The following is a 23,868-nucleotide window of genomic DNA, read 5'->3' on the forward strand; positions in this document are numbered from 1 at the left end:
CAGCCCTGACAGCCCTGACAGCCCTGACAGCCCTGACAGCCCTGACAGCCCTGACAGCCCTGACAGCCCTGACAGCCCTGACAGCCCTGACAGCCCTGACAGCCCTGACAGCCCTGACAGCCCTGACAGCCCTGACTGCCCGGAGAGCGCACAGCGCTGAATTGGCTACGACAGTCAACCGGCCGCTACTGCCACTCATCGGTGGCGCCTAGACGCTAGCTACGTCGCCCGCTAAGCTGACAGCGCTTACGACTCCGACAGCTGGGTCTCACGCTCACTTCGAGCATTGAACGCTGGACGGACCCCACATGCCGATCACCCGCTCTGCGAGCTTCGCCGCACTCGCCCGCGAACTCGCCACCCAACCGTCGCTGGCAGCCACCTTGCAAGCCATCGTCGAGCACGCGGCCGCCACCTTGCCTGGCGCTCAGGACGCGGCGATCACGATGAAGCGTGGCAGCCAGCGTTATGAGACGGTCGCCTCGACAGGTGAGCTACCGCTCCAGGTCGACGCGATCCAGTACCGGACCAACGAAGGACCGTGCCTGCAGGCGCTGGAACAGCACCACGTGTTCCGCTCCGATGACCTCGGCGCCGACCCTCGTTGGCCTGCCTTCGGCCGCGAGGCCGCGGCCAAGACCCCGGTGACGAGCATGATGTCGCACCGGCTCTTTCTCGAGGACTCCGACACCATCGGCGCCTTAAACCTCTATTCGCGAGAGCCCGCGGCGTTCGCCGAACTCGAATTGACCGCTCTCGACGACCTGGCGACGCACTGCGCGATCGCGCTGGCCAAGGCAGCTGAACGCGAGCAGAACCAGCACCTGCGCGCCGCGCTGGAGAGCAACCGCGACATCGGCATCGCCATCGGAATTTTGATGGCGACCAAGTTGGTCACCAAGCAACAGGCCTTCGACGCCCTGCGCATCACCAGTCAGCACACGCATCGAAAACTCCATCTTGTCGCCCTTGAGGTCGCCGAGACCGGGGAGTTGCCCCAGTTCCAGCCGTTGCCTGCCGACCTCGATCCGACCAGCCTGAGCTGACCGGTCCAACGGCCCCTCAGCTCTGCCGCTCCATCAGAACTGCCGCCCCACCCGGCTCAGTAGTCCGTCGAGCCTTCGGTCGACTCCACCCACTCCTGGCCGCACAGGATGGACACGGCTCGCCCGGTGTCGGGGTCTTCGGTGCGCACCACGGTGACGCAGCGACGGATGAACAGCTGCTCGGCCGGCCATTCGGTCAGCTGACCGTTCAACTCGAGCTTGCGGGCGTCGTGCCGCAGGCGAAAGGTCGCCGTGGGCGGGGAATGGTCCAGCGGCGGCATGCCCGGCCCAGGCTGCCAGTGCCCGGCAGGGCAGAACCGCACCGTTGCATAGGCCGGTAGGTCTGAGCTGTGCATGACCCACCCCCAGACGGTGACTGCAAGCTGCTGTCGCTCGAACGTGTGTTCGATAATAGCCGCCTCGCAGTCACCCGGCCAGAGCCCTTTTCGGCCGCCGCCGGGCAGAACCGGCACGGGTTTCGGGCGGCCCAGTAGGCTGGGCTGCTGTGACCGACGTACCCGCCGAGCTGAAAGAGCTCTCGGCAACCCTGACCAGCATCGAATCGGTACTCGACGTGCCGAAGTTGCGCGCCCAGGTCGCCGAGCTCGAACGGCAGGCCTCGGACCCCGAACTGTGGAACGACCCGGAGAACGCCCAGAAGGTGACCTCCAAGCTCAGCCACACCCAGGGGCAGGTCCGCCGGGTCGAGGAGCTGCGCAGCCGGGTCGATGACGCCGAGCTGCTCTGGGAGATGGCCGAGGCCGAGAACGACCCGGACTCGCGCGCCGAGGTCGAGGCCGAGCTGGTCAAGCTCACCAAGGCCATCGGCGAGCTCGAGGTGCAGACGCTGCTGTCGGGCAAGTACGACGCCCGCGAGGCGCTGGTGACGATCCGGTCCGAGGCCGGCGGCGTCGACGCCGCCGACTTCGCCGAGATGCTGATGCGGATGTACCTGCGCTGGGCCGAGCGGCACAACTACGCCACCGAGGTCTATGACACCTCCTACGCCGAAGAGGCCGGCATCAAGTCGGCCACCTTCCAGGTCAGGGCGCCCTACGCCTACGGAACGCTGTCGGTCGAGCAGGGCACCCACCGGCTGGTGCGGATCAGCCCGTTCGACAACCAGGGCCGGCGCCAGACCAGCTTCGCCGGGGTCGAGGTGCTGCCGGTGGTGGAGTCCTCCGACCACGTCGAGATCCCCGACGACGAGCTGCGGGTCGACGTCTACCGCTCCTCCGGCCCGGGCGGCCAGGGCGTCAACACCACCGACTCGGCGGTCCGGCTGACCCACCTGCCGACCGGCATCGTGGTCAGCTGCCAGAACGAGCGCAGCCAGATCCAGAACCGCGCCTCGGCGATGGCGGTGCTGCAGGCCAAGCTGCTCGAGCGCCGCCGCGAGCAGGAGAAGGCCGCGATGGACGATTTGAAGGACGCCGGCAACAGCTGGGGCAACCAGATGCGCTCCTATGTCCTGCACCCGTACCAGATGGTCAAGGACCTGCGCACCGAGCACGAGGTGGGCAACCCCTCCGCGGTGCTCGACGGCGACATCGACGACTTCATCGAGGCCGGCATCCGCTGGCGTCGATCGGCGTAGCAGCCGATGACTGAGCTGTATCCGCAGACCGAGGCGACCGACGAGGGCATGCTCGACGTCGGCGACGGCAACCAGATCTTCTGGCAGACCTACGGCAAGCCTGACGGCAAGCCGGCGGTGATGGTGCACGGCGGGCCGGGGTCTGGATGCACGCCGGGGATGGCTCGCGGTCACGACCCGGCCCGCTACCGGGTGGTGCTGTTCGATCAGCGCGGCAGCGGCCGCAGCACCCCGCACGCCAGCGATCCGGCCGCCGACATGAGTGTCAACACGACCTGGCATCTGGTCGCCGACATGGAGGCGCTGCGCGAGCACCTCGGCATCGAGCGCTGGCTGCTGAGCGGCGGCTCGTGGGGCTCGACGCTGGCCCTGGCCTACGCCGAGCGCTATCCGCACCGGGTGAGCGAGATCGTGCTGTCGGCGATCACCACCAGTCGGCGCTGGGAGGCCGACTGGCTCTACCGCGGCGTGGCCCGGTTCTTTCCCGAGGAGTTCGAGCGGTTCGAGTCCGGCGTCGCGCCGGAGTACCGGGACGGCAACCTCGCCGTGGGCTACGCGTGGCTGATGGAGAGTTCGGACCCCGCCGTCCGGGAGAAGGCCGCGCGGGACTGGTGCGCCTGGGAGGACGCGATCGTCTCGCTGGAGCCGGGCGCCAAGCCCAACGCCTACAGCGACCGGCCCGGTGACGCGCTGCTGGCCTTCGTCCGGATCTGCGCCCACTACGTCGCCCATGACGCCTGGCTGGAGGAGGGGCAACTGATCCGGGACGCCGGCCGCCTCGCCGGCATTCCCGGCGTGCTGATCCATGGCCGGCTCGACTTGAGCGCCCCGCTGGACACCGCCTGGGAGCTGGCGCAGGCCTGGCCGGACGCGCGGCTGATCGCGCTGGCCGACGCCGGGCACCAGGGCAGTGTCAGCAAGCGGGCGGCCTCGGTCGAAGCACTCGACTCCTTTGCTGACCGCTGACCGCTAGCCGCTCGGCTCGTCAGCCGCTGAGCTCGCCAACCGCTGGGCTCGTCACCTGCTCAGCGCGGTGACGACATCGCGCAGCGCGCCCAGGCTGAGCAGGTCCGTCGCGACGATGTGACCGTTCGACGTCCCGTGGCAGCTGGCTGAGGGAAGCCACAGGTTCACGGCTGGGCGGTTGGGGTACTGGAGCACCAGCACGGTCACCGAGCCGTCATGCATCGCACAGGAGCGCATGGCGTCGTAGTGGCTGAGCGTCACCCGGTGCGCGGCCTCGGCGACCCGGGCGGCGTCGGCCGCTGCCAGCACGCGCTCGAGCGACAAGGCCAGAGGCGGGGTGTCGTTGAGGCCGCCGTAGGCGCACAGCAGTCCGGCGCTCGGCTCGTCGGCCGGCGCCAAGGCGTGATCGAGGTCCCTGCCGTCGTTGCGGACGCCGACCATGCCCTGCTTCTTGGCAGGACAGCGGTCACCGGCCTCGATCCGCATCCGGGCGCCGGCGGCCTTATCTCGGATCGGACGCGGATCCACCCAGTGGGTGAAGGCGTCGACCCGCAGGTAGCTCGCCGCGCTGGCCGCCGAGCCGTCGCCGACCGAGGCCAGCCCGATGTGCAGTTGGCCGTCGGGCGAACCGCTGCCGCCGCCGCTCCAGCCCCAACCATGGGACTTGGCCGCCAGGGAGCCTCCGGAGCTGCTGCCGAACTCCCGCAAGCCGGCCGGCGGATGTTGCTTGAGATAGGCCTCGGCCGCCGGGAACGACAGCGGCACCCGCCAGTACGTGGCCAGGTCGACGTTCTGGTCGGACACAGTCGAGCCCAGCGCCGGGGCGGACAACGCCGCGGGAGCCAAGGCGAGTTCGACAGAACCCGGCGGGACCTTGGCCAGCGCGAGCAGCAGGCGCGCGTCACCCTCGGCGCGCGTGCGGTTGGCCTTGGCTTGGGCCTCGTAATCCGGGACGACGAGGTCCTTGGCATCGGTGTCCTGGGCCACGGGCGAGCTCTGGGCCGCGCCGGGCTCAGCGGTGCGCGCGCTGGCGCACCCGGTGGCGGCCAGGCAGAGCGCGAGTGCCGTCCCGAGCGCCCCTCGAAGCCTCATAACCGTAGAATGCACCGGGCCGCCGGGAATGTTGTGATCATCGGAGCAAGAGTTATCGGCCTGCAATCGGCGCTGTCGGGCGTCCGTCCGGCTCCTGTCCGCCCCCTGTCGGGCGTCTGTGCGGGCTCCTGTCGGGGGTCTGCCGGCCAACCCGCCCGCAATCGCGCCAAACCGGGCGGGCAGGACCGCCAAGGTAGGATCGTCTCCCGTGATCGCGCTCCAGAACGTCACCAAGATCTATCCCGCCAGCACCCGTCCGGCTCTGGACGGGGTTTCCCTCGACATCGACAAGGGCGAGTTCGTCTTCCTGATCGGAGCCTCGGGCTCGGGCAAGTCCTCGGTGCTGCGGCTGCTGCTGCGCGAGGACGTGCCCACCAAGGGCAGCGTCATCGTCAACGGCAAGGACATCGCCAAATTGCCAGCCCGCAAGGTCCCGGAGCTGCGCCGCGGGATCGGCTGCGTCTTTCAGGACTTCCGGCTGCTGGAGAAGAAGACCGTGTTCGAGAACGTCGCCTTCGCCCTGGAGGTGATCAACAAGTCCCAGCGCGCGATCACCCGCTCGGTCCCCGAGGTGCTGGAGATGGTCGGCCTGCAGGGCAAGTCGCACCGCTACCCCAACGAGCTGTCCGGCGGCGAGCAGCAGCGGGTCGCGATCGCCCGGGCGTTCGTCAACCGGCCGCTGGTGCTGCTGGCCGACGAGCCGACCGGAAACCTCGACCCCGACACCAGCCAGGGCATCATGGGCCTGCTGGAGCGGATCAACCGCAAGGGCACCACGGTGGTGATGGCCACCCATGACAACAACATCGTCGACGCCATGCGGCGCCGGGTGATCGAACTCGAACTTGGCCACATCGTCCGCGACCAGAACCGCGGCGTCTACGGAATCGGCCGCTGAGTCGGTTGACCGTCACACCCAGACCGCGCGACACCCGCCCGCCTGCTCAGCAACACCGATCGGAGTGTGAGCCCCATGCGCGCTAGCTATCTCATGTCCGGAGTCGCGACCGGGCTGCGGCGCAATGCCAGCATGACCATCGCGCTCGTGCTCTCCACCGCGATCGCGCTGTTCTTCCTGGGCGGGGCGCTGCTGATCAACAAGGAGATCGCCAAGACCCAGGCGGCGTACAAGGACAAGATCAACGTCTCGATCTACCTCTGCACCGAGACCTCGAAGCAGAGCCCGGGATCGAACTGCAAGCACAAGGTGAGCCCCGCCGAGCTGCAGGCGCTGCAGGCGAAGCTGAAGGCCGACCCGCAGATCACCGACGTCCAGTACCTCAACGAGACCCAGGCCACCCAGATCGCCAAGCAGCGCCTCGGCGAGAAGGTGGTCGACGAGGCCGGTCCGGGGGCGATCCCGTCGTCGTTCACGGTCAAGTTGCGCGATCTGAAAGCCGACTACCTGCCGGTTGCGGCCCGGTACGCCAACGCCGCCGGAGTCGAGCAGATCCAGAACCAGGACGTCAGCCTCAAGACCATGCTGCGGCTGTTCGACACCGGCCGGGTGGGCTCGTTCGTGATGTTCTTCGTGGTGCTGATCTGCGCGTTGCTGCAGATGGCCAACACCATCCAGACCGCGGCCCAGCAGCGCCGCAACGAGACCGGCATCATGCGCCTGGTAGGGGCGTCGCGGTGGATGACCCAGCTGCCGTTCGTGATCGAGGCGATGCTGGCGGCGGTGGTCGGCGCGATCCTGGCGATGGTGGGCAACTGGGTGGCCAAGGTGGTCTTCTTGGACGGCTTGCTCGGTGACCAGGTGAAGTCTCGGATTTTGCAGCCGATCTCGGCCAACGACATCATCCTGGCCGGCGGGGTCGGCCTGATCTCCGGCGTCATCCTGGCCGCGCTGACTGCCTGGCTGACCTTGCGGCTTTACGTCCGGCTGTAGCTTTCTCTCATGGCCGCCGCAACCGCACCGTCCTCCAACCGCCCGGTCCGCAAGATGATCGCGCAGAACAAGAAGGCCCGGCACGACTTTCTCATCGTGGACACCTTCGAGTGCGGCGTCGTGCTGATGGGCACCGAGGTCAAGTCGCTGCGGTTGGGCCGGGCCTCGTTGATCGACGCTTTCGCCACCATCGACAACGGCGAGGTGTACCTGCACAACGTGCACATCCCCGAGTACGCCTTCGGGTCCTGGACCAACCACACCCCGCGCCGGGTCCGCAAGCTGTTGCTGCACAAGGGCGAGATCCTGCGGCTGATCGGCAAGATCAAGGAGTCGGGGCTGACCCTGGTGCCGCTCTCGCTGTACTTCGTCGAGGGCAAGGTGAAGGTCGAGCTCGCCCTGGCCAAGGGCAAGAAGACCTACGACAAGCGCCAGGACATGGCCAAGCGCGACGCCGACCGTGAGATCAGCCGGGTGCTGGGCCGGCGCGCCAAGGGCCGCACCGACTGATGGCCGCCGGCCGCCCGGCGAGCAGCGCTGGCGAGGTCGCCGCAGGGCTGACCGACGCGCAGGTGCCCGGCGTCTGGCAGTCGCTGGGGCTGCCCGGACTGGCCGACATCCACGTGCACTTCTTGCCGGCGGCGATGATGGCCAAGGTGTGGGGGTACTTCGACAGGGCCGAGCAGCACTACGGCATGGCGTGGCCGATCCACTACCGCACCAGCGAGGACGAGCGGATCGCCACCCTGCGCGAGTTGGGGGTGTCACGGTTTCCGACGCTGTGCTACCCGCACAAGCCCGGCATGGCCCTCTGGCTGAACGACTGGTGCGCCGCATTCGCCGCCAGCCATCCGGAGGCTGTGCACAGCGCCACCTTCTTCCCCGAGCCCGGCGTCACCGGCTACGTCCGGCAGGCGCTGGAGGCCGGCGCGCGGGTGTTCAAGGTGCACGTCCAGGTCGGCGGGTTCGACCCGAGCGAGGCGGCGCTGGACGAGGCCTGGGGCCTGCTCAGCGACGCCGGCGTGCCCGTGGTCGTGCACTGCGGCTCGGGCCCGCTGCCCGGCGCGCACACCGGGCCGGGCCCGATCGGGCAGGTGCTGCGCCGGCACCCGGAGCTGACGGCGGTGCTCGCCCACGCCGGGGCGCCCGAGTACGTCGAGCACCTGGCGCTGGCCCGCGGCTACCGCAACGTCTGGCTGGACACCACCATGGTCGGCACCCCCTACCTGGACCGGGTCGCCCCGGTGCCGGCCCAGGCGCTGGCCGGCTACCGCGACCTGGGCGAGCGGATCGTGCTGGGCGCCGACTTTCCGAACATCCCGTACAGCTACGCCCGGCAAATTCAGTCGCTGCTGGAGTGGGGCTTCGGCGATGATTGGCTGCGGCAGGTGCTGTGGCACAACGGCGCGGCGTTGATGGGCTACCAGAGCTGAGGAGTGATCACGGGCGATGGCAGTGAGCTGGCGGCCGTTGAGCGCTGAGTCGGTGGCCGAATGGGTCGAGTTGACCAATGTGCTGGCCGTGGCTGACAGCACGGATGAGTTCTACGACGCGGCGGCGCTGACCGAGGAGCTGGAAGAGCCGGGCGTCGATCCGCGGCTGGACACCCTGGGAGTGTGGCAGGACGGCGTGCTGGCCGGGTTCGGCCAGCTGCGGATCAGCTCCGGGCTGTTCGAGGGTCAGGCGCGGGCCGAGATCTACGGCGGGGTCCGGCCGGAATGTCGAGGACAGGGCCTGGGCGTCGAGATCATGGACCGGATGGAGGCCCGGGCGCTGGAGCTGGCCGCCCAGCGCCACCCGGGCGCGCCGGTGATGATGCGGGTCCCCGGGGGTGTCGAGGGCTCTTCGGCGCGTCCGATGCTGGAGCGCCGCGGCTACCGGATCCTGCGCTACTACCACGAGATGACGCGGCCGATCTCCGGCGCGCCGCTGCCGCCAACGCCGCCGCCGCGGCTGCCGCTGCGGCGATACTCAGCCGATCTCGCCGAGGCCGTGCGGCTGGCCCACAACGACGCCTTCAGCACCCACTGGGGCTCCATTCCGATCGACGCCGAGGCCTGGGCCGCCCTGACCGGCTCCCAGACCTTCCGGCCGGACTGCTCGTTCGTCAGCCTTGGCCCGGACGGCGTCGTGCAGGCCTACATCCTGGTCTGCCAGTGGGTGCCGGGAGAGGCGTGGGTCCACCTGGTGGGCACCCGGCAGCAGGCCAGGGGCGCCGGCCTGGCACGGGCCTGTCTGGCGGCCTCGGTGCGGGCGATGGCCGAGCAGGGCTATGCCAAGGCCTGCCTGGCCATCGACTCGCAGAACGAGTCGGGCGCTGGCGCCCTGTACGCCTCATTGGGATTCCAGCTCGACAGGGTGATCGCCCACTACGGCCGGCTGGACCCGGCCCGGTAGCAGGCTGGACCCGGCCCGGTAGCCGGCTGGGCGGCGGCCGGCTGGGACTGGCGGCGGTCAGCGGACGGTGCTGGCCCGGGCGGCCTGCGCCGAGGACGCCGCGATGCGACGCTGGTCGGCCACCAGGATGCCGTAGGTGAAGGCGTTCTCGCCCTCGTCGGCGACCTGGTCGGCGATCCGGCGCAGCAGCTCGGTGGCCACGATCGCGTCCTGGTGCTCGCCCAGCAGCGTCTGCAGCTTGGCTGCCCGCTTGGCGATCTTGCTGGCGCTCTTTCCCAGCGCAGGAGCGGCCGCCTCGGCGGCGTAGCGGGCGCGCTTGCCGGCTTTGCGGGCCTGGTGCAGCTGCTCGGCGGGGGTGTGGTTGCCGGTGGCGCGTCTCATTCGCTTGGCGAGCTTGTCCTCGGCCGCGGCGACGTACTGGGCCAGCGCCTCGGGCGGGCTGTCGGCCTGCGGAGTGAAGGGCGGCCGCTCGCGCCAGAGGGCGAGATCCTGAACCAGCACCTGGTAGCGCTCGTCGCGCATGGTGGCCAGCAGCGCGTCGGCATGGTGGCGCAGCTCGGTGAGCAGCACCTCGTCGATGCGCTGGGCGACCGGACCGACCACCAGATAGGCCGGCAGGTCCTCGACCGCCCGGGCCAGCCGGCTGCGCAGCACCTCGCGGTCGCGGACCTCGCCCAGCTCGGCGGCGAACCAGGTCAGCTCCTCCTGCAGCCGAGCGGCCAGCTCGGCGTCGAACAGCGGCGCGAAGATCCGCAACGCGGCCCGCAACCGCCGGGTAGCGACCCGGGTCTGATGAATGGCCTCGTGCGGCTGGCTGCTCGCACTGGCCTCGAACGGCTTGTCCGAGATGGCGAAGTGGCCGGCGGTGATCGAGTCGCACTGGGCGCGCAGATAGCTGGTCAAGACCGCGCCGGCGCTGTCGGTGTCCGGGTCGTCGGGGCGCCCCAGCGCTCGTTGCAGCTTCGAGGCCGACCGCGAAGCGAAGGCGCCGCGGGCCAGCAACAACTCCGTCGCCCGCTCCAGGTCGGCGGTGCTGCCGGCCGGGCCGAGCTCCACCTCGAGCTCACGCCAGCGAGGCGCCGCCACCTGCGCGCCTTCAGAGACTGCCCGCACCTCGTCGTCGGCCAGCTCGAACACCAACCGGCCGTCCGGGGCGGTGACCCGATGCGAGGTCCTGGTGGTGTTGAGGATGACGGTCGGCAGCAGCTCCGCGGCGGCGACGAACGGCCAGATCAGGCTGCGCAACTCTTCCGGCGCCTCGTCGTTGCCGGCCAGCGGCCAGTGCAGCTCGGTGCGAAAGCCTGCTCCGGGGACTTTGAGATGCCAGCCGGTGTCGCTGTCACCGGTGCGCCGGCGAAGGGTCAGCCGGGAGCGCAGCAGGTTGTGCTCGGCGGTGTCGAAGTAGGCGCTGGACAGGTTCACGACGCGGCTCTGCACGCTGGTCCCCGGGCGGGCGAACTCGGCCAGGTCCCCGAGCGTGAAGTCTGGGGCCACGTCGAACTTGGTCTCGATCTCACGATGGGTGTCGGCCACGTTGTAGTTCTACAGGGTGGCGTGCTGGTCCAGGTGAGTTCTGGGGCAAGTGCGCCGACAGGGCAGTAATCCACTCTGACGAGCCGCTCAGCGTGGCATGATGGACAGTGCCGGGCGCTCACCGCGTCTGGCGCATGAGGGGCGCTGGCGCCCAGAAGGGGGTGAATGGTCTCGACTTCGGCCGTCGAGATGAGGGGAAGCGGGCCGAGGACCGCATTGCTGACCTCGTTAAAAAAGCGATGCAAAACAAAATAAGCGCCGATTCCAATCGCGCTGACTTCGTTCTCGCTGCCTAAGTAGCGGAATGAGTCTGTCAGCCCGGGTTCGTCACCGGCCCGGATCCTGGCATCAGCTAGGTGACTCACCGAACTCCCCGGTCGCGGGGGAGCGCGGGACAACTCACAGCGACTGGGCCTGTCACACCGACTCGTGTGCGTGATCGGTGGGGCCGAGTAGAGACCAGGCACACTGCGCCCGGAGAATACCCATCAAAGCGACGAAGGACCCGGGTTCGATTCCCGGCACCTCCACCGTCAGGCAGGACGACCCGTTCCCACGAGGGGACGGGTCGTTCTGACGTGAGCGCGACATCGGATGCTCAGGTCAACGCCCGTTCGCCGACCGTCTGACCTCCGCTCATCTCTCCGGTAGGCCGGAAACCCAGCCCGAGGTAGAAGCCCTCCGGGCCGACCGCGCCCGGATGCCAGGTGGTCGTCACGCGAGTGCCGCCGCGACGACGAATCTCGGCAGCCACGGATTCAACCGCGAAGCGCCCGTATCCACGGCCTTGCGCAGCGGCTGCGATGTTGAGGCGCCACAGGCCCGAGCGTAGGTCCAGGCCCTTACCGTCGCCTGCGAAGTCGATGTCGAAGAAGGCCATGACAAAGCCCACGGGCCGGTCGCCGTCAACGATGAGGCGTGGCCAGGCTGTGTCGGGATGCACATACGCTTCTGCGAGGGACCGCACGACTGGCGCGACCAAGTGCTCCTGGTCCGGACGCACCTTCAGGCTGATCGCGGCGTCGAAGTTGTCCGGGGTGATCTCCTCCAGACGCGACATGGTCATCGCTCGTGGGCCATGAGCCAGCGCGTCAAGCGGGTTCCACTGCCACGGGCATCAGCCCTCCGCTGGCCCCATATCGTTCTCACGTCGACCCCCTCTCGGTGCGGTGCGGATGAGCTCGGTGACCCCTCCGCGACGTTCGCCCCTGCCGAGGGTAAGCAAGCCTTCCGACAGGCGCGTTTGCCGGCGCCTCCACCGTCAAGCAGAACGACCCGTTCCCACGAGGGGAACGGGTCGTTCTGACGTGAGCCGGCCGCTCGGCCGGCCTGTGCCTTGCCAGGGGCCTGATCAGTCGTCGTAGTAGTCGCGGCTGCCGCTCTTGGCCAGACCGCGGGCGACCATGTAGCCGATGGTCAGGTACGTGATGTACCGGATCGCGTCCAAGGCGCCGAACGGGTCGGCGCCGCCGTTGTCATCGCCCACGGCGTAGGCGGTGATGATCACCGCGAGGACGGCCAGGACGTAGACGATCAATTCGGTGGTCTTGGTCGAGGCCTTGGTCTCGGTGCTCAGACGACGGCGTGGTTCGAGGTCGTTGTCCCGGTCGCGACGAGTTCCGGAGCTAGAGGTGGACATGGAGATCTCCTTCGAGGCGGGCGGGTCACGTCGGCCGCTTGCTGGACCCGTGGCCCTCCCAGGCATTGCCAGACAACGTTAGCTCGCAAGGCCAGCGCCGCCGGCTGACATGGCCTGCGCCGTGAGAATTGTCATGGTTTGGCTTAGTGATGTATTTCCACTCTTCTCCATGTAGGCACCCTGAGTGTTCGCTGATTTGCGACGCGCCACCAGAGGGCGGCGTTATGGGGACTGAAAGCCTCTGTCACGATCTTTAGGATGATGCGCCTGGATCTCCCGAATACGGCAAGGTGTCGATTATGACTCTATGGATGGTCCGGGCTGGTCGTCACGGCGAGGGTGAAAGTGAAGCTCTGGCTTCGGGCTTCGTCGGAATCGGGTGGCCTGAGCTCGGCGATCTTTCGCGTGTCAGATCATCAGCCGAGGTTCGGGCGCTGGCCGACGCCACGTATAAGGACGCCAAGCCGTCCACGTTAGCCAACTGGGCTGGTCAGATTGATGCTTTTCGGCATCGGATGCGGGTCGGGGATTTGGTTGCGTTGCCATTGAAGTCTTCGCCTGCAATCGCGTTTGGACGTGTCACTGGTGAATACCGACACGTGTCGGAGGCCGATGCCGCCATACGTCATCAGCGAGCAGTGAGTTGGATCTCTGAGGGCATTCCGCGCGAACTCATCGATCAGGATCTGCTGTACTCCCTCGGCGCGTTCCTCACTGTGTGTCGAATCAAACGCAATAACGCCGAGGCGCGGATCAGAGCCCTCCTTGACGCACCACACCAGGCGCGTCCGTGGGACGGCGGCAGCGCTGCAGGCGAGCCCACAGTGGTGACCGAGCCGGAAGAAGCCTCAGACGCTGCCATAGATCTACTTGAGATCGGCCGGGACCAGATTCGGCGACGACTGGCGGAACGCTTTCGAGGACACGACTTCGCCCGACTTGTCGGAGAACTGCTAAGGGCTGAGGGATTTTTCTGCGAGGTGTCACCGGCTGGGCCGGACGGTGGTGTGGATGTCCTGGCCGGCGAAGGCGGCATGGGCTTCGACGGAGCTACCCTGGCCGTTCAGGTGAAGTCCGGCGCTCAGGTCTGTGATGCTCCGACGCTACGGGAGCTTAAGGGGGTGATGAGCAACTTCGGGGCGACCCGCGGCCTGCTCGTCAGCTGGGGTGGCTTCACGAAATCAGCTCGACAGGAAGCACGCCGCTTATTCTTCGAAATCCGGCTCTGGGACTCTGACGCAGTCATCGAGAAGCTGCAGCAGGTTTACGATCGGCTCCCAGCAGACTTGCAGGCCGAAATCCCGCTCCAACGCATCTGGACGGTGCTGCCAGAAGAGGGCTAGGGACGGGACAGCTGTAGTTCGGCACTCAAGACGCAGATCGAGGCGTTCAGGCAGGTCGGGGATCATCGAGTAGGAGACCCGGACGTACACACCGAACCGCTTCTGGAAGTGCTGGCAACATCGCGTCCCAGTCTGCAGCGGCGTCCCACAAGGAGCGGACGACGGCGAACAACGGTTCCACAGCTCCCGCGGAGCGGGCACCGAGGGAAGCACTGCGCGTGCGATCCACGGCCCGCCATCCACCTTCGGACGTACGGCGAGCGGCGTTCGCGAGCGGCGTGGCCCAGGTTTGAAGGTGGTGCTCCAACGCCAGGCCAACTGTCTTGACACCCAGCTCCTGGGAGACGGCAACAGCTTCGGCGAGCTGCGGCCAGGCGATCACCACCACCCGATGCCATATCTCTGGCGGAAAGGTGTTGGCCAAGTGATGACTCTCGCCTATCGCAAGGTCGCGCAGCCGGCGCTCGGCCTCGACGGTCTGCCCGACATAGAGCAAACCCCAATCGAGCCAGACACCGTATAGCGCGGCTCCTGTGATGGGCGGGCGTTCCCCTACTGCGCCGACGAGGGCCTCTCCCAGGCGGTGAGCGAAATGGTAGCGGCGTTCACGCCACAGCCGGGATGACTCAGGTGAGTCGGTCAGCCGTTGCAGGCTGGCGCGCCAACTGGAGAAGGCCGTCTCCCTATCGGCTTCGGTGCCCACGTGAGAACGCTAGCCGTCGCGTGAGTATTGCCGGCACGCAGAGTCCTATGAGCGTGTCATCAGGTGGAGGTCGATTCACACCGTGATCTGGTCCCGCAAGGTCCAGAATGAGGCGTGGGCCGAGACGACGCGCACCCGGACGCGTACTCCGATGACATCGACTGGCTCGATGTCAGCCCTGAGGGCGCGCCCGAGACGCGCCCGCCCCGGCGGCCATGGCCCAGGTGGTTCACGGTCGCGGTGGCCGCTGTTCTCGTCGCCCTCGGGGTCGCCGCGCTGAACCGCGAACGAGGCGCCCCGCCGGCAGCAGTGGTGAGCGCGGCGCCGCCGCCGACGCCGTCCCCCACCCAAGCTGCGTCTCGCACACCCACCGCGTCGCCGTCGCAGCCTGCCGGGCCGGCGGTGTCGGTGACCCGGCTGGGCCGGCCGTTGCTCGGCGCGACCGGCGATTGGGAGCTGATCGCCCGCGGCGACCAGGCCCTGGTCCGCATCGAGCCAGCTGCCGGTCGGATCACTCGCACGACCGTCCCCGGCCTTCTCAGCGGCGGGCCGGTGTATCTGCTGGCGGGCGAGGACCAGGTGCTCATCCGGCCGTCGGACCGGGTGCCTGGCTACCTCGTGCCCGACGGAAAGCCGGCTCGAGAGCTGTCGGCGCTGGAGTACGACGGCCCAGTGTTCCCGGGACCCGCGCCCGGCCAGATGTGGGTACGGCCCAGCGGCGACCAGCAGCCGGCGATGGCTCTGGCCGGCCTGGACGGCCGCAGGCTGTCAGGGTCCCTGCCGATTCCCGAGGAGAGCTTTCCGTTCGACGCGATCGCCGACGGGGCGGGCTACCTGCTGTTTCCCGGCGTCGGCGGGGTGTACAACGCTCGGCCCGACGGCCTGCGCCGGATCAGCGCCGGCTCGTTGCTGGCGGTCGGCCCGACCGGGTGGCTGGTGACCGAATGCGATGAGCTGCATCGCTGTCAGACGGTGCTGATCGGGCGGGCCGACGGCTCCCGCCGGACGGTGAACGACGAGGTGGCGCGCATGGACCAGCGTGGGGTGATCTCACCCGACGGGGCGAGCGCGGCCATGCTGACCTCGACCACCCACGGCGCCATCGGGCTGCACCTGCTCGACCTGGTCACCGGAAGCCGACGGCCGGTCCACATCTCGCTCAATCAGTCCTATGAGCAAGCGTTGGCCTTCTCGCCGGACAGCGACTCGTTGTTCGCCGTCACCGCCGATGACACGCTCTCGGTGATCAACCGGAAGACCGGGGCAGTCAGCGCCCTGGGGGTGCCGTTGCCGCCGCTGAGCCAACTCGTCCTGCGGCCGGCCCGGCAGCTGCTGCGGTGATCGCCGCACCGTTTCGTTATCAGCTGAATGTCCGAAACGCATCGTGATTCCCCGCGCATGCGTTCAGAATGAGGCGTGGGCCGAGAGGACGCGTTCTCCGACGACATCGACTGGCTCGATGTCGGCTCTGACGCGCCCGGTCAGGCCACCCCGCCGCGACGCCCGTGGCCCAGGTGGTTCACGGTGGTGGTCGTCCTGACTGCCGTCGCACTCGTGCTCACGGTGCTGAACCGTGAACGGGGCGTCCAGTCGGCAGCGCGGCTGAGCACCGCGCCGACGACATCGGCACCGCCACCAACGCCCACCCAGACACCAACGTCGACCCAGACCGCACCCGAGACGTCCACCGCCCCGACGACCGCGCTGCCCGCGGTGTCGGTCACTCAGCTGGACCGGCCGCTGCTCGGCGCCACCACCGGCTGGGAGCTGATCGGCTACGGCGACGCGGTTCTGGTCCGCATCGAGTTGGCCGCCGGCCGGATCACTCGCACCGCCATCCCCAGCTTTCCTGACAATGGGGCGGCGACTCTGCTGGCAGGCACGGACCGGGTACGCATCCAGCCGTTCGACAGGACCCCGAGCTTCCTCGTGCCGGACGGCAAGCCGTTCCGCGAGTTGCCCGCGCTCAAGCGGGACGGCTTGGTGTTTCCGGGACCGGCTGCCAACCAGATGTGGATGGAGTCCGGTGACAGCCCCCACCCGGTGATGACGCTGGCCACCTTGGATGGCGGCAAGCTTGCTGGGTCCCTCCCGATACCGCCGGAACTCTCGGCTTATGACGCGGTTGCCGACGGCGCGGGGGGACTGCTGTTCCCTGGCGCCAGCGGGGTGTACGCCGCTCAGTCCAACGGCCTGCGCCGAATCAGCACCGGTTCACTGGCGGCGGTCGGCCCGACCGGGTGGTTGGTGACCGAATGCGACGACCGGTACCGCTGCCAGACGGTGCTGATCGGCCGGGCCGACCGCTCACGGCGGACCGTGAACCCTCCGCTATCGGTTCGCAGCCCGCGTGGATCGATCTCGCCTGACGGGGCAACAGCGGCCGTGATGATCGTCGACTTCAACGGAGACATCGCACTGCATCTGCTAGACCTCGCCTCGGGAAGCCAACGGGTCCTCAAGGTGTTCACCAGCGACGAGTACGGGGGCGCAGGCATAGTCTGGTCACCGGACAGCAGCTGGGTGTTCACCCTCACCGCCCAGGGGACGCTCGTGGTCCTCAACCGCGAGACCGGGGGCCTCGGCGGCTTGAACATGTCGTTGCCGCCTCTCAACCAACTCGTCGTGCGGCCCGGCGGATAGTCGCCGACTGCCTGGTCGCCGACTGCTTGGTTGCCTGCCGGCCGCGGCCCCGCCACACTCGCGGGATGCGCCAGGCCTTCGCCCACACCGCCGAGTTGAGCATGCCCACCGGCGATGACCCGGCCGCCGTCGGGGCGGCCATCACCGTCGCGCTGTGCGGGCACTGGGAGCACGAGCCACCCTGCCCGCTGGCACCCCACCACACCGGCGCCGAGCGCGACGGTGAGACGGTGCGGGTGCGGACTCTCTTCGCGGCCGAGCCCGACCAGGAGCCCGAGGTCCGCCGCCTGATCGAGCAGGCGCTGCGCAGCGGTGAGCTGAGCGGCCCGGACGGGGCAACCGCACGCTGGCAGCTGCGGGGGAGCGAGGCCGCTGAGGTCAGCCCCGAGGAACGCGCCCACGCCGAGCGCCTTATCAGATACGGCTAGGACGGCTCAGGACGGCTCAGGACGGGCAGGACCGGGCAGGACCGCTCAGCTGAACCGGCTGCCGGGGATGCGCGGGAACTTGTCCAGCCCGAACACCTCGACCTGCGGTGAGCGCTGCTGCACCAGCACCCCGCCGTCGACCACCAGGCACGCGCCGGTGACGTAGGCGGCGTCGTCGGAGGCGAGGAACACCGCCGGTCCGGCGAGGTCCTCCGGCGTCCCACCGCGTCCCAGCGGCACCGTCTCATCGCGCAGCGTGCGCGCCGGGGGCGCCAGGTGCGCGGGGTTGGTCGCGATCAGGCCCGGCACCAGCGCGTTGACCCGGATGCCGTACGGCGCCAGGTCCAACGCCAGGCTGCGCGTCATCGCCTCGATGGCGCCCTTGGTGGCGTCGTAGGCGACCATGCCGCGATGCGAGCGATTGGCGCCCCCGCTGGACACGTTGATCACGCAGCCGCCACCTGCGGCCGCCATCAGGCCGGCGACGCCGCGGGTGCACAGGTAGTGGCTCGTGAGGTTGGTCCGCACCAGCCGGTCCCACCAGTCCTGGTCGCTGTCGAGAAAGTGGCGCAGCGTGGTGACGTCGCCAGCGTTGTTGACCAGGATGTCGACGCGGGCGAACCGGTCCAGGGTCGTCTGGATCAGCCGGTCGACGTCCGCTGCGACGCCGGCGTCGCCTCCGACGCCGATCGCGTTTCCGCCTTGATTGACGATGGATTCGGCGGCACTCCCGGCGCCGTCGACATCGATGTCGGACAGCGCGACGTGCGCGCCTTCGGCGGCGAATCGGCTGGCGATCGCGTAGCCGATGCCCCGCGCGGCGCCGGTGACGATCGCGACCTTTCCCGTCAGTTCAGCTCGTGGTGCTCCCATGACGCCTTCCGTGTGATCTTCGGTGAGTGAGTCTCGGGGCAGCTCAGACGACGATCGGCTCCACCCGGCTGCCACCGACCTCGGCGAACCGTTCCACCCGAAACGGAGTCAGGTCGATCGAGGGCTGCCGACCGGTGACCAGCTCGGCGAGGTGCTCTCCCACCGCCGGCGAGAGTTGGAAGCCATGGCCGGAGAAGCCGGTGGCGTAGTAGAAGCCCTCCAGGTGCGCTGAGCGTCCGACCATGGCGTTGTGGTCCGGGCTCATGTCGTAGTCGCCGTGCCAGGTGGAGGTGAGCGGCGCGTCGACGATCACCGGCAGCCGGTGCGTCGCCGGCGTCATCAGATCCTCGGCCGTCACTTCCCGACCGCCGAAGACCAGTCCCGGGCCCTCGCGGTGAAAGTAGAACCCGGTGGCGAAATCGATAGTCAGCGGAACGTCGTCGGCGATGCCGCCGCTGTGCGAGGTGAAGAAGAGCCGCCGCCGTTCGGGGCTGACCGGCAGGTCGACCTCGGCCGTGGCGGCGATCGCGCGCGAGCCCGTCCCGGCCGTGCAGATGACGGTCGAGGTCGCGATCCGCTCACCGCGCTCGGTCTCCACCGCCTGCACCCGCCCGTGCTCGGTGACTATCCGCCTGACCCGCTCGCCCTGCCGGATGACCACCCCGCGACGGCGAGCCGCGGCGGCGTAGCCCTGCACCACGGCCTCGGGAGTGGCGTAGCCGTCCGACGGGCAGAACGTCGCACCGAGGAGGTCCTCAGTTCTCAGCTGCGGCACCAGCTCGCCGGCCTGCTCCGGGCTCAGGGTCCGCACCGGGACGCCGAGTGACTGCTGCAGGGCGACCGACTGGCCGAACATCGCCAGGTCGGACGGGGAGCTGAGCAAGAACAGGTAGCCCACCTGGCGGAAGGAGATCTCAGCGCCGGTCAGCTGCTCGAAATCCATCAGCTCGGCCAGTGAGCGCTGCGCCAGCCGCACGTTGAGCGCGTCGCCGTGTTGCAGCCGGATGCCGCCCGCTGCCTTGCTGGTCGATCCGCTGGCCAGGGTGTCCGCCTCGAGCAGCACGATGTCGGCGTACCCGGCCTCGGCGAGGTGGTAGGCGACGCTCGCGCCGACGCACCCGCCACCCACGATCACGGCATCTACGGCTGCCATCTCACTCCCTCACCGCTGACGGGTCACCGCTGACTGGGCCAGGCGACCCGGACGCCCAGCCGTTCAAATCGTCGCGGCAGCGCGACACTGAGCGGGTACCTGGCAGGCGCGGGCCTTTCGCGACAATTCGCAGGTGCAATGACCGCTGCGGCCGAGGAGTCGGCGGATCGTCAGGTCGTGACGGTGAGCGTGTGGCGGCCCTCGCGGGTGGACACCGTGACCTCCGCTCCCCGGTTGGTCTGAACGACCCGGTAGTCGCGCACCGGCCGTCCGTCCAGGTACACGTGCTCCGGATGCGCGCCGCGCGGCAGGGTGTGCCCGATCACCACCCGGTCGGCGTCCACGCCGTGGCTGACCGAGATCCTGGTCCGGTACACGTTGCCGGTGTGGCTGGCGGACACGTCAACCGAGCCGCGGCCGAGCCGGATGTCCTTTCCGGCCACCGTCGGGTGGCCCTGCGGCACCTGGGCGACGATCTCGACCCGCGCGTGCCCGAGGTCCGGACGCACCCCCAGCCACTGGTGCACCACCGCCCAGGCGGTGCCGTAATTGCCCCATGCCTGCATAAACATCGACCGGCACGTCCAGCAGCGGTCGATGTTGGCGCCCTGGTCCGGTGACGGGAAGATCTCCGGCATCGCGCCGGGCTGCTCGTCCGGCGTGCCGCCGGTGGCGGGCTCGGCGAACATCGGCTCGGCCAGGGCGTGCATGTAGCGCAGCTGCTGGTCAGGCCCCAGCCGCCCGTAGTTGCCTTCGCCCACCGACTGGATCGACGTCGTCAGGCCATAGGCGATCCGCTCGCCCAGACCGGCCGGGCCGCCGCCGCAGCCGGTGTGGAACAGGCCCTGGTTGAACGGCTCAACACCGCTGAAGCAGTCATTCTCACGCCCGGCCAACGCGGCGTTGCCATGGGCGAACGGCGCCAGCCCAGGCGCCGTGCGGCCGTTGACCCGCAATTCGACCTCCATCGGGGTCTGGCCGATCCAGTGCTTCTGGAAGGACTGGACATCGCCCGGATCGGTCAGCGAGTCGGCGTACTGCGCCGCGGCCTGGTACCACCATGCCGTGTCGAACCGCTGCTGCACCGCCCGCGCGAGCCTCGTCGTCCAGGCATAGGTGGCCTTGTCGTGCTTGGCCTGCGCCATGTCGGCGAGGTCGTACAGGCCGCGCAGGAAGTACACGGTGTTGTCGAGCTTCTCCGTGCCCATGCCGGTGCGTTCGACGTTGCCCAGCCCCTCTGGAAAGCCGTCGTGGTCGACGTCGAGGTTCTTCACCACGTAGCGCAGGTTGCGCACGCTGAAGTCATACATCTCGTCGCGGAACCGGTCGTTGCCGGTCCAACGCCAGATGAGCGCGACGGTGCTGGGGAACTTGACGGTCTCGTCGGTGTTGAAGTCATAGCTCACCGTGCCGTCCGGATTCGTGGTCCGCGAGTCCTTGCCGAACCACACCGAGCCATCGGAGACCACCTCGTGGGTCACGACGCCGGAGCGGTTGTTCAGCAGGTCCGAGACCTCGCGCAGCGCCCGCAGGTGCGCCTCGATCGCCTCGAACTGGCCGACCGACACCGCGGCGAACGCGGTGTACTCGGCGTCGGTGCCGAAGATCCACGGGTAGTCCGGATAGCCGGCCCCGATCCAGGTCGCCGAGGGCACCGTGCCGGCCGGCGCGGGGAATTGCTTGCCCTGGTTGGTCCAGCGGATCTGCAGGTCCCTCGCGGTCTGGGTGAGGTCGGCGATGTTCTGCTTGCCCCACTCGATGGAGTTCTGCACCAGCCGGTCCCCGGGCAGCGACAGCGTGGTGCGGGCCGCCAGCCGCTGCCGGGAGGCGATCTTCGCGGCCAGCTGACGGGCCGGGTCGCGCAGCGCCCGGGACAGCTCGGAACGGGCCGACTTCAGCCCGGTGTCCGAACCGGCCGCGGCCAGCCATACGGTCTTCGAGCCGCCGGCCGGCAGGCTCAGCGTGTAGGTCAGCCGGCCGCCGACGCCACGCCCGAACGGGCCGTCGTCACACTGGGACGGCTTCGGCTCCGCGGGCGCGCCTGGCTCGGCGCCGGTGCAGCGATGCCCTGGCTGCGCGCCCCAGAACTGGCTGCCGATCTGGCCGGTGTCCGCCTTGAGCCCGGTGCCGACCAGCGCCGCGTAGTGGTGGACCGGGGCGCCGGGCAGCGCGCCGTCGTCGGTGAACACCAGGTTCTTGCCGTCATAGCGGCCCTTGTCGGGCAGGTTGGCGCTGGCGTTCGGCGTGACGCCCTCGAACCCCCACGGGTATTGGCCCATCAGCTCCGAATGCGCGTCGATCGACAGCTTCGCGGTGCGAGCCGCCCCAGGGTTGGTGACGGTGAGCCCGAACAGGGCGCCCCGGGCGCCGTCGGGCACGAAGTCGGTGCGCTGGAGCTTCAGGCCGGCGGTGTCGGGAAGCTGGAAGCGGGTGTAGCCCCAGCCGCTGGAGAACTTTGTCGCCGGCCCGACCCACTGGCCGTCCAGTCCGAACCACACCCCGTCGAGCAGCTTCAACGGCGGCGTCCAGACCCCGCCCATCTCTCCGGTGATGTGCCAGCCATTGGCGTAGAACCGGCCGTCTTCAAAGCCGATCGAGTACGCCCGGGTTCCGGCTGCGACCTCGCGGCGGTCGGCCAGCCTGCTGGTCACCGACAGCTCCGGCGAGGAGGCCAGCCGATGAGCCGGCCCGCCCTTGGAGCCGCTCGGTGAGGAGTTCGCGGCCGGTTGTCCCATGATCGAGATGCTGAGCACCACGCCGACGGCTGACAGGGCCACTGGGATTCTCGCGTGCATGAGCGCCGTCCTCCGACTAGCGCCGACTGGCTTGTTCCACACCAGAAACGGCTGCGGCCACGCACACGATCGGCTGTTCGGACGGGGGACTGACCCCTGGTGACCGGCAGTCCTAGCGTCTCTCCGATCGGGTCGAAGGTCAACGCCGACAAGTCCCAGTCCTCCGAGGGATCGGGCTGTTCTGTCTGTCGGGACAGGCGCTGTTGGGACAGGCGCTGTCGGCAGACAGGCGCTGTCGGCAGACAGACGCCGTCGGCAGACAGACGCCGTCGGCAGACAGGTGCTCAGGCAGGCGGCCCGAAGTCCGTCCGGGCCGGACCGGCCGGTCCCTGCTGGGCCGGCGGCATCAGGATCCAGAGCACCGGGTAGACGATCAGCTGGCTGCCCGGCGCCACGAGCAGCACGATCAGGAACAGCAGCCGGGCAGGCCAGGGGGCGAGGCCGAATCGCTGGCCGAGCCCGGCGCACACTCCGCCGAGGATCCGTCCCTGGCTCGGACGGGTGAGCCCCTGGCTGCGGAAACGCTCTTGGATGGACCCCATGAGATGTGTTCTCCTCTGCACGTCGGCCGGTGGGCCGCGCGCCGCTCGGTGCGGCGTCAGGGATAAGCATCGCCCCCGATGAGGCGTCGCGGCGTCGGGGTCGGCCCTGATATCCCCGCCCCGAGCCGATCAGGCGGTCAGGGTCGCACCCCACCCGCAGGTCGCCGTCAGAGCACGCCAGAGACTGGTGGGCTGATACGCCTGCCTCACGGCGCCGGGCAAGGTCGGTACGGTGATTTTTCATCCCTCGCGTTGCCTGAGCACGACTTTCCCAAGGAGGAACCGATGAGCCTCGACATCCAGATCAGCGGCAACGTCATGCAGATGGCGCTCGTCCAGCTTCGGCCTGGACAGACCGTCTACAGCGAGGCGGGCAAGTTCCTGTTCAGCTCGGCCGACGTGACGATGGAGACCAAGTTGAGCGCGCCGGCCAGCGCCGGTCAGCCCGCGGGCGCCGGTGGCCTGGGCGGCATGCTGCGCGGGGCGATGGACGTCGGCAAGCGGGTGCTGGCGGGTGAGTCGTTCGCGTTCTGCCACTTCAACACCGCGGGCGGGGACGGCCTGCTCGCACTGGCCGGGGTGCTGCCCGGCGAGATGCGGGTGCTCGAGCTGGACGGCCGGACCACCTGGTTCGCTGAGAAGGACGCCTTCGTCGCCGCCGAGGCCGGGGTCCACTTCGACATCGCGTTCTCGGGTCTGCGGCAGGGGCTCGCCGGCGGCGAGGGCTTCGTGCTCGAGAAGTTCACCGGCCAGGGCAGCCTGATCATCGCCGGCGCCGGCAACTTCATCGACATCAACCCGGCCGATTACGGCGGCCGGCTCAAGGTGGACACCGGGTGCGTGGTCGCCTGGGATGACCGGATCACCTACGGCATCGAGCGGGTGGGCTCGCTGAACCGGGCCGGTGTGATGAACGCGATGTTCGGCGGTGAGGGAATGACCCTGGCGACCCTGAGCGGCAACGGCTCGGTGATCCTGCAGTCACTGACCATCGACGGGCTGGCCAAGGCGCTGGCCAAGAACATGGGCGCAGGTGACCGCAAGACCGGGGCCGGAATGGGCGGGCTGTTCTCCGGCAGCACCAGCTGATCCGGCCGCGAGGCCTGTCGACGAACCGTTTTTCACGGCCGCCGCACGCGCGTCGCGTCACAGAAGCACACCCGGACGGAACTTGTCAGCGGCCTTAATCGTCTCGCCTAGCATGAACAACGTCGCCCACACCGGGCG

General features: G+C 69.0%; 24 protein-coding genes and 1 other RNA gene. 14 read left to right on the forward strand and 11 right to left on the reverse strand.

Features of this window, described 5'->3' with window-relative positions; translation table 11 throughout:
* Nucleotides 1-199 (reverse strand): hypothetical protein (locus VGB75_12875; GenBank protein HEY0167927.1); only part of this gene is annotated, 199 nt, incomplete at its 3' end.
* Between the two features lie 109 nt (nucleotides 200-308).
* Here VGB75_12875 and VGB75_12880 point away from each other — a divergent pair.
* Nucleotides 309-1,046: a GAF and ANTAR domain-containing protein gene (locus tag VGB75_12880; GenBank protein ID HEY0167928.1), complete on the forward strand. Its 738-nt coding sequence runs from the start codon at nucleotides 309-311 to the stop codon at nucleotides 1,044-1,046.
* 56 nt (nucleotides 1,047-1,102) lie between these two features.
* Here the strand turns inward: VGB75_12880 and VGB75_12885 are convergent, their stop codons facing one another.
* The gene (locus VGB75_12885) at nucleotides 1,103-1,402 is read right to left on the reverse strand and encodes a hypothetical protein (protein ID HEY0167929.1); all 300 of its coding nucleotides are present in this window, start codon (nucleotides 1,400-1,402) and stop codon (nucleotides 1,103-1,105) included.
* A gap of 149 nt (nucleotides 1,403-1,551) precedes the next feature.
* Between VGB75_12885 and prfB the strand changes: the two genes are divergently transcribed.
* Nucleotides 1,552-2,643 (forward strand): peptide chain release factor 2, encoded by a 1,092-nt coding sequence (gene prfB / locus VGB75_12890; protein ID HEY0167930.1) that lies wholly within the window; start codon nucleotides 1,552-1,554, stop codon nucleotides 2,641-2,643.
* 6 nt (nucleotides 2,644-2,649) lie between these two features.
* Nucleotides 2,650-3,609: a prolyl aminopeptidase gene (gene pip / locus VGB75_12895; GenBank protein HEY0167931.1), complete on the forward strand. Its 960-nt coding sequence runs from the start codon at nucleotides 2,650-2,652 to the stop codon at nucleotides 3,607-3,609.
* Nucleotides 3,610-3,660: 51 nt separating this feature from the next.
* On the opposite strand, the gene VGB75_12900 is transcribed toward pip, so the two are convergent.
* Nucleotides 3,661-4,701 carry a hypothetical protein gene (locus VGB75_12900; protein HEY0167932.1) on the reverse strand — a complete coding sequence of 347 codons (1,041 nt, stop codon included), beginning with the start codon at nucleotides 4,699-4,701 and terminating at the stop codon, nucleotides 3,661-3,663.
* A 208-nt stretch (nucleotides 4,702-4,909) separates the two neighbouring features.
* On the opposite strand from VGB75_12900, the gene ftsE reads away from it, so the two are divergent.
* From ftsE to VGB75_12925, 5 genes are all read left to right on the forward strand, one after another.
* Nucleotides 4,910-5,599 carry a cell division ATP-binding protein FtsE gene (gene ftsE / locus VGB75_12905; protein HEY0167933.1) on the forward strand — a complete coding sequence of 230 codons (690 nt, stop codon included), beginning with the start codon at nucleotides 4,910-4,912 and terminating at the stop codon, nucleotides 5,597-5,599.
* 93 nt (nucleotides 5,600-5,692) lie between these two features.
* Nucleotides 5,693-6,592 (forward strand): permease-like cell division protein FtsX, encoded by a 900-nt coding sequence (ftsX, locus tag VGB75_12910; GenBank protein HEY0167934.1) that lies wholly within the window; start codon nucleotides 5,693-5,695, stop codon nucleotides 6,590-6,592.
* A 9-nt stretch (nucleotides 6,593-6,601) separates the two neighbouring features.
* On the forward strand, nucleotides 6,602-7,102 hold the full coding sequence (gene smpB / locus VGB75_12915) for an SsrA-binding protein SmpB (GenBank protein HEY0167935.1): 501 nt from the start codon (nucleotides 6,602-6,604) through the stop codon (nucleotides 7,100-7,102).
* Nucleotides 7,102-8,025 (forward strand): amidohydrolase family protein, encoded by a 924-nt coding sequence (locus VGB75_12920; GenBank protein ID HEY0167936.1) that lies wholly within the window; start codon nucleotides 7,102-7,104, stop codon nucleotides 8,023-8,025. The genes smpB and VGB75_12920 overlap by 1 nt, the downstream gene beginning before the upstream one ends.
* 16 nt (nucleotides 8,026-8,041) lie before the next feature.
* Complete coding sequence (locus VGB75_12925; GenBank protein ID HEY0167937.1) at nucleotides 8,042-8,989, forward strand: GNAT family N-acetyltransferase; 948 nt, start codon at nucleotides 8,042-8,044, stop codon at nucleotides 8,987-8,989.
* A gap of 57 nt (nucleotides 8,990-9,046) precedes the next feature.
* On the opposite strand, the gene VGB75_12930 is transcribed toward VGB75_12925, so the two are convergent.
* On the reverse strand, nucleotides 9,047-10,522 hold the full coding sequence (locus tag VGB75_12930) for a CYTH and CHAD domain-containing protein (GenBank protein HEY0167938.1): 1,476 nt from the start codon (nucleotides 10,520-10,522) through the stop codon (nucleotides 9,047-9,049).
* Between the two features lie 157 nt (nucleotides 10,523-10,679).
* Here VGB75_12930 and ssrA point away from each other — a divergent pair.
* Nucleotides 10,680-11,055, forward strand: a transfer-messenger RNA (tmRNA) gene (gene ssrA / locus VGB75_12935).
* A 65-nt stretch (nucleotides 11,056-11,120) separates the two neighbouring features.
* On the opposite strand, the gene VGB75_12940 is transcribed toward ssrA, so the two are convergent.
* Together VGB75_12940 and VGB75_12945 are read right to left on the reverse strand one after the other, a co-directional pair.
* Complete coding sequence (locus VGB75_12940; GenBank protein HEY0167939.1) at nucleotides 11,121-11,588, reverse strand: GNAT family N-acetyltransferase; 468 nt, start codon at nucleotides 11,586-11,588, stop codon at nucleotides 11,121-11,123.
* A gap of 285 nt (nucleotides 11,589-11,873) precedes the next feature.
* Nucleotides 11,874-12,161 (reverse strand): hypothetical protein, encoded by a 288-nt coding sequence (locus VGB75_12945; protein ID HEY0167940.1) that lies wholly within the window; start codon nucleotides 12,159-12,161, stop codon nucleotides 11,874-11,876.
* A 299-nt stretch (nucleotides 12,162-12,460) separates the two neighbouring features.
* Between VGB75_12945 and VGB75_12950 the strand changes: the two genes are divergently transcribed.
* A complete protein-coding gene (locus VGB75_12950) occupies nucleotides 12,461-13,504 on the forward strand; it encodes a restriction endonuclease (GenBank protein ID HEY0167941.1) in 1,044 nt (347 codons plus the stop codon).
* A gap of 46 nt (nucleotides 13,505-13,550) precedes the next feature.
* Here the strand turns inward: VGB75_12950 and VGB75_12955 are convergent, their stop codons facing one another.
* On the reverse strand, nucleotides 13,551-14,207 hold the full coding sequence (locus VGB75_12955) for a hypothetical protein (GenBank protein ID HEY0167942.1): 657 nt from the start codon (nucleotides 14,205-14,207) through the stop codon (nucleotides 13,551-13,553).
* A gap of 114 nt (nucleotides 14,208-14,321) precedes the next feature.
* Between VGB75_12955 and VGB75_12960 the strand changes: the two genes are divergently transcribed.
* The 3 genes from VGB75_12960 to VGB75_12970 all read left to right on the forward strand — a co-directional run bounded on the left by VGB75_12960 (nucleotide 14,322) and on the right by VGB75_12970 (nucleotide 17,278).
* Entirely contained in the window at nucleotides 14,322-15,548 is a 1,227-nt protein-coding gene (locus VGB75_12960; protein HEY0167943.1) for a hypothetical protein, read from the forward strand.
* 75 nt (nucleotides 15,549-15,623) lie between these two features.
* Nucleotides 15,624-16,850, forward strand: coding sequence for a hypothetical protein (locus VGB75_12965; protein HEY0167944.1), 1,227 nt, complete (start codon nucleotides 15,624-15,626; stop codon nucleotides 16,848-16,850).
* 65 nt (nucleotides 16,851-16,915) lie between these two features.
* Nucleotides 16,916-17,278: a hypothetical protein gene (locus VGB75_12970; protein HEY0167945.1), complete on the forward strand. Its 363-nt coding sequence runs from the start codon at nucleotides 16,916-16,918 to the stop codon at nucleotides 17,276-17,278.
* 45 nt (nucleotides 17,279-17,323) lie between these two features.
* Here VGB75_12970 and VGB75_12975 read toward each other — a convergent pair whose 3' ends face one another.
* The 4 genes from VGB75_12975 to VGB75_12990 all read right to left on the reverse strand — a co-directional run bounded on the left by VGB75_12975 (nucleotide 17,324) and on the right by VGB75_12990 (nucleotide 22,641).
* The gene (locus VGB75_12975; protein HEY0167946.1) at nucleotides 17,324-18,151 is read right to left on the reverse strand and encodes an SDR family oxidoreductase; all 828 of its coding nucleotides are present in this window, start codon (nucleotides 18,149-18,151) and stop codon (nucleotides 17,324-17,326) included.
* 43 nt (nucleotides 18,152-18,194) lie between these two features.
* Nucleotides 18,195-19,304, reverse strand: a complete 1,110-nt coding sequence (locus VGB75_12980) for an FAD-binding oxidoreductase (protein ID HEY0167947.1) — start codon at nucleotides 19,302-19,304, stop codon at nucleotides 18,195-18,197.
* 170 nt (nucleotides 19,305-19,474) lie between these two features.
* Entirely contained in the window at nucleotides 19,475-22,099 is a 2,625-nt protein-coding gene (locus VGB75_12985; protein ID HEY0167948.1) for a hypothetical protein, read from the reverse strand.
* Between the two features lie 284 nt (nucleotides 22,100-22,383).
* The gene (locus VGB75_12990; protein HEY0167949.1) at nucleotides 22,384-22,641 is read right to left on the reverse strand and encodes a PspC domain-containing protein; all 258 of its coding nucleotides are present in this window, start codon (nucleotides 22,639-22,641) and stop codon (nucleotides 22,384-22,386) included.
* A 285-nt stretch (nucleotides 22,642-22,926) separates the two neighbouring features.
* On the opposite strand from VGB75_12990, the gene VGB75_12995 reads away from it, so the two are divergent.
* On the forward strand, nucleotides 22,927-23,730 hold the full coding sequence (locus tag VGB75_12995) for an AIM24 family protein (protein ID HEY0167950.1): 804 nt from the start codon (nucleotides 22,927-22,929) through the stop codon (nucleotides 23,728-23,730).
* The last annotated feature ends 138 nt before the right edge of the window (nucleotides 23,731-23,868 follow it).

It is taken from the genome of Jatrophihabitans sp. (genome assembly GCA_036399055.1).
Lineage (GTDB): Bacteria > Actinomycetota > Actinomycetes > Mycobacteriales > Jatrophihabitantaceae > Jatrophihabitans_A.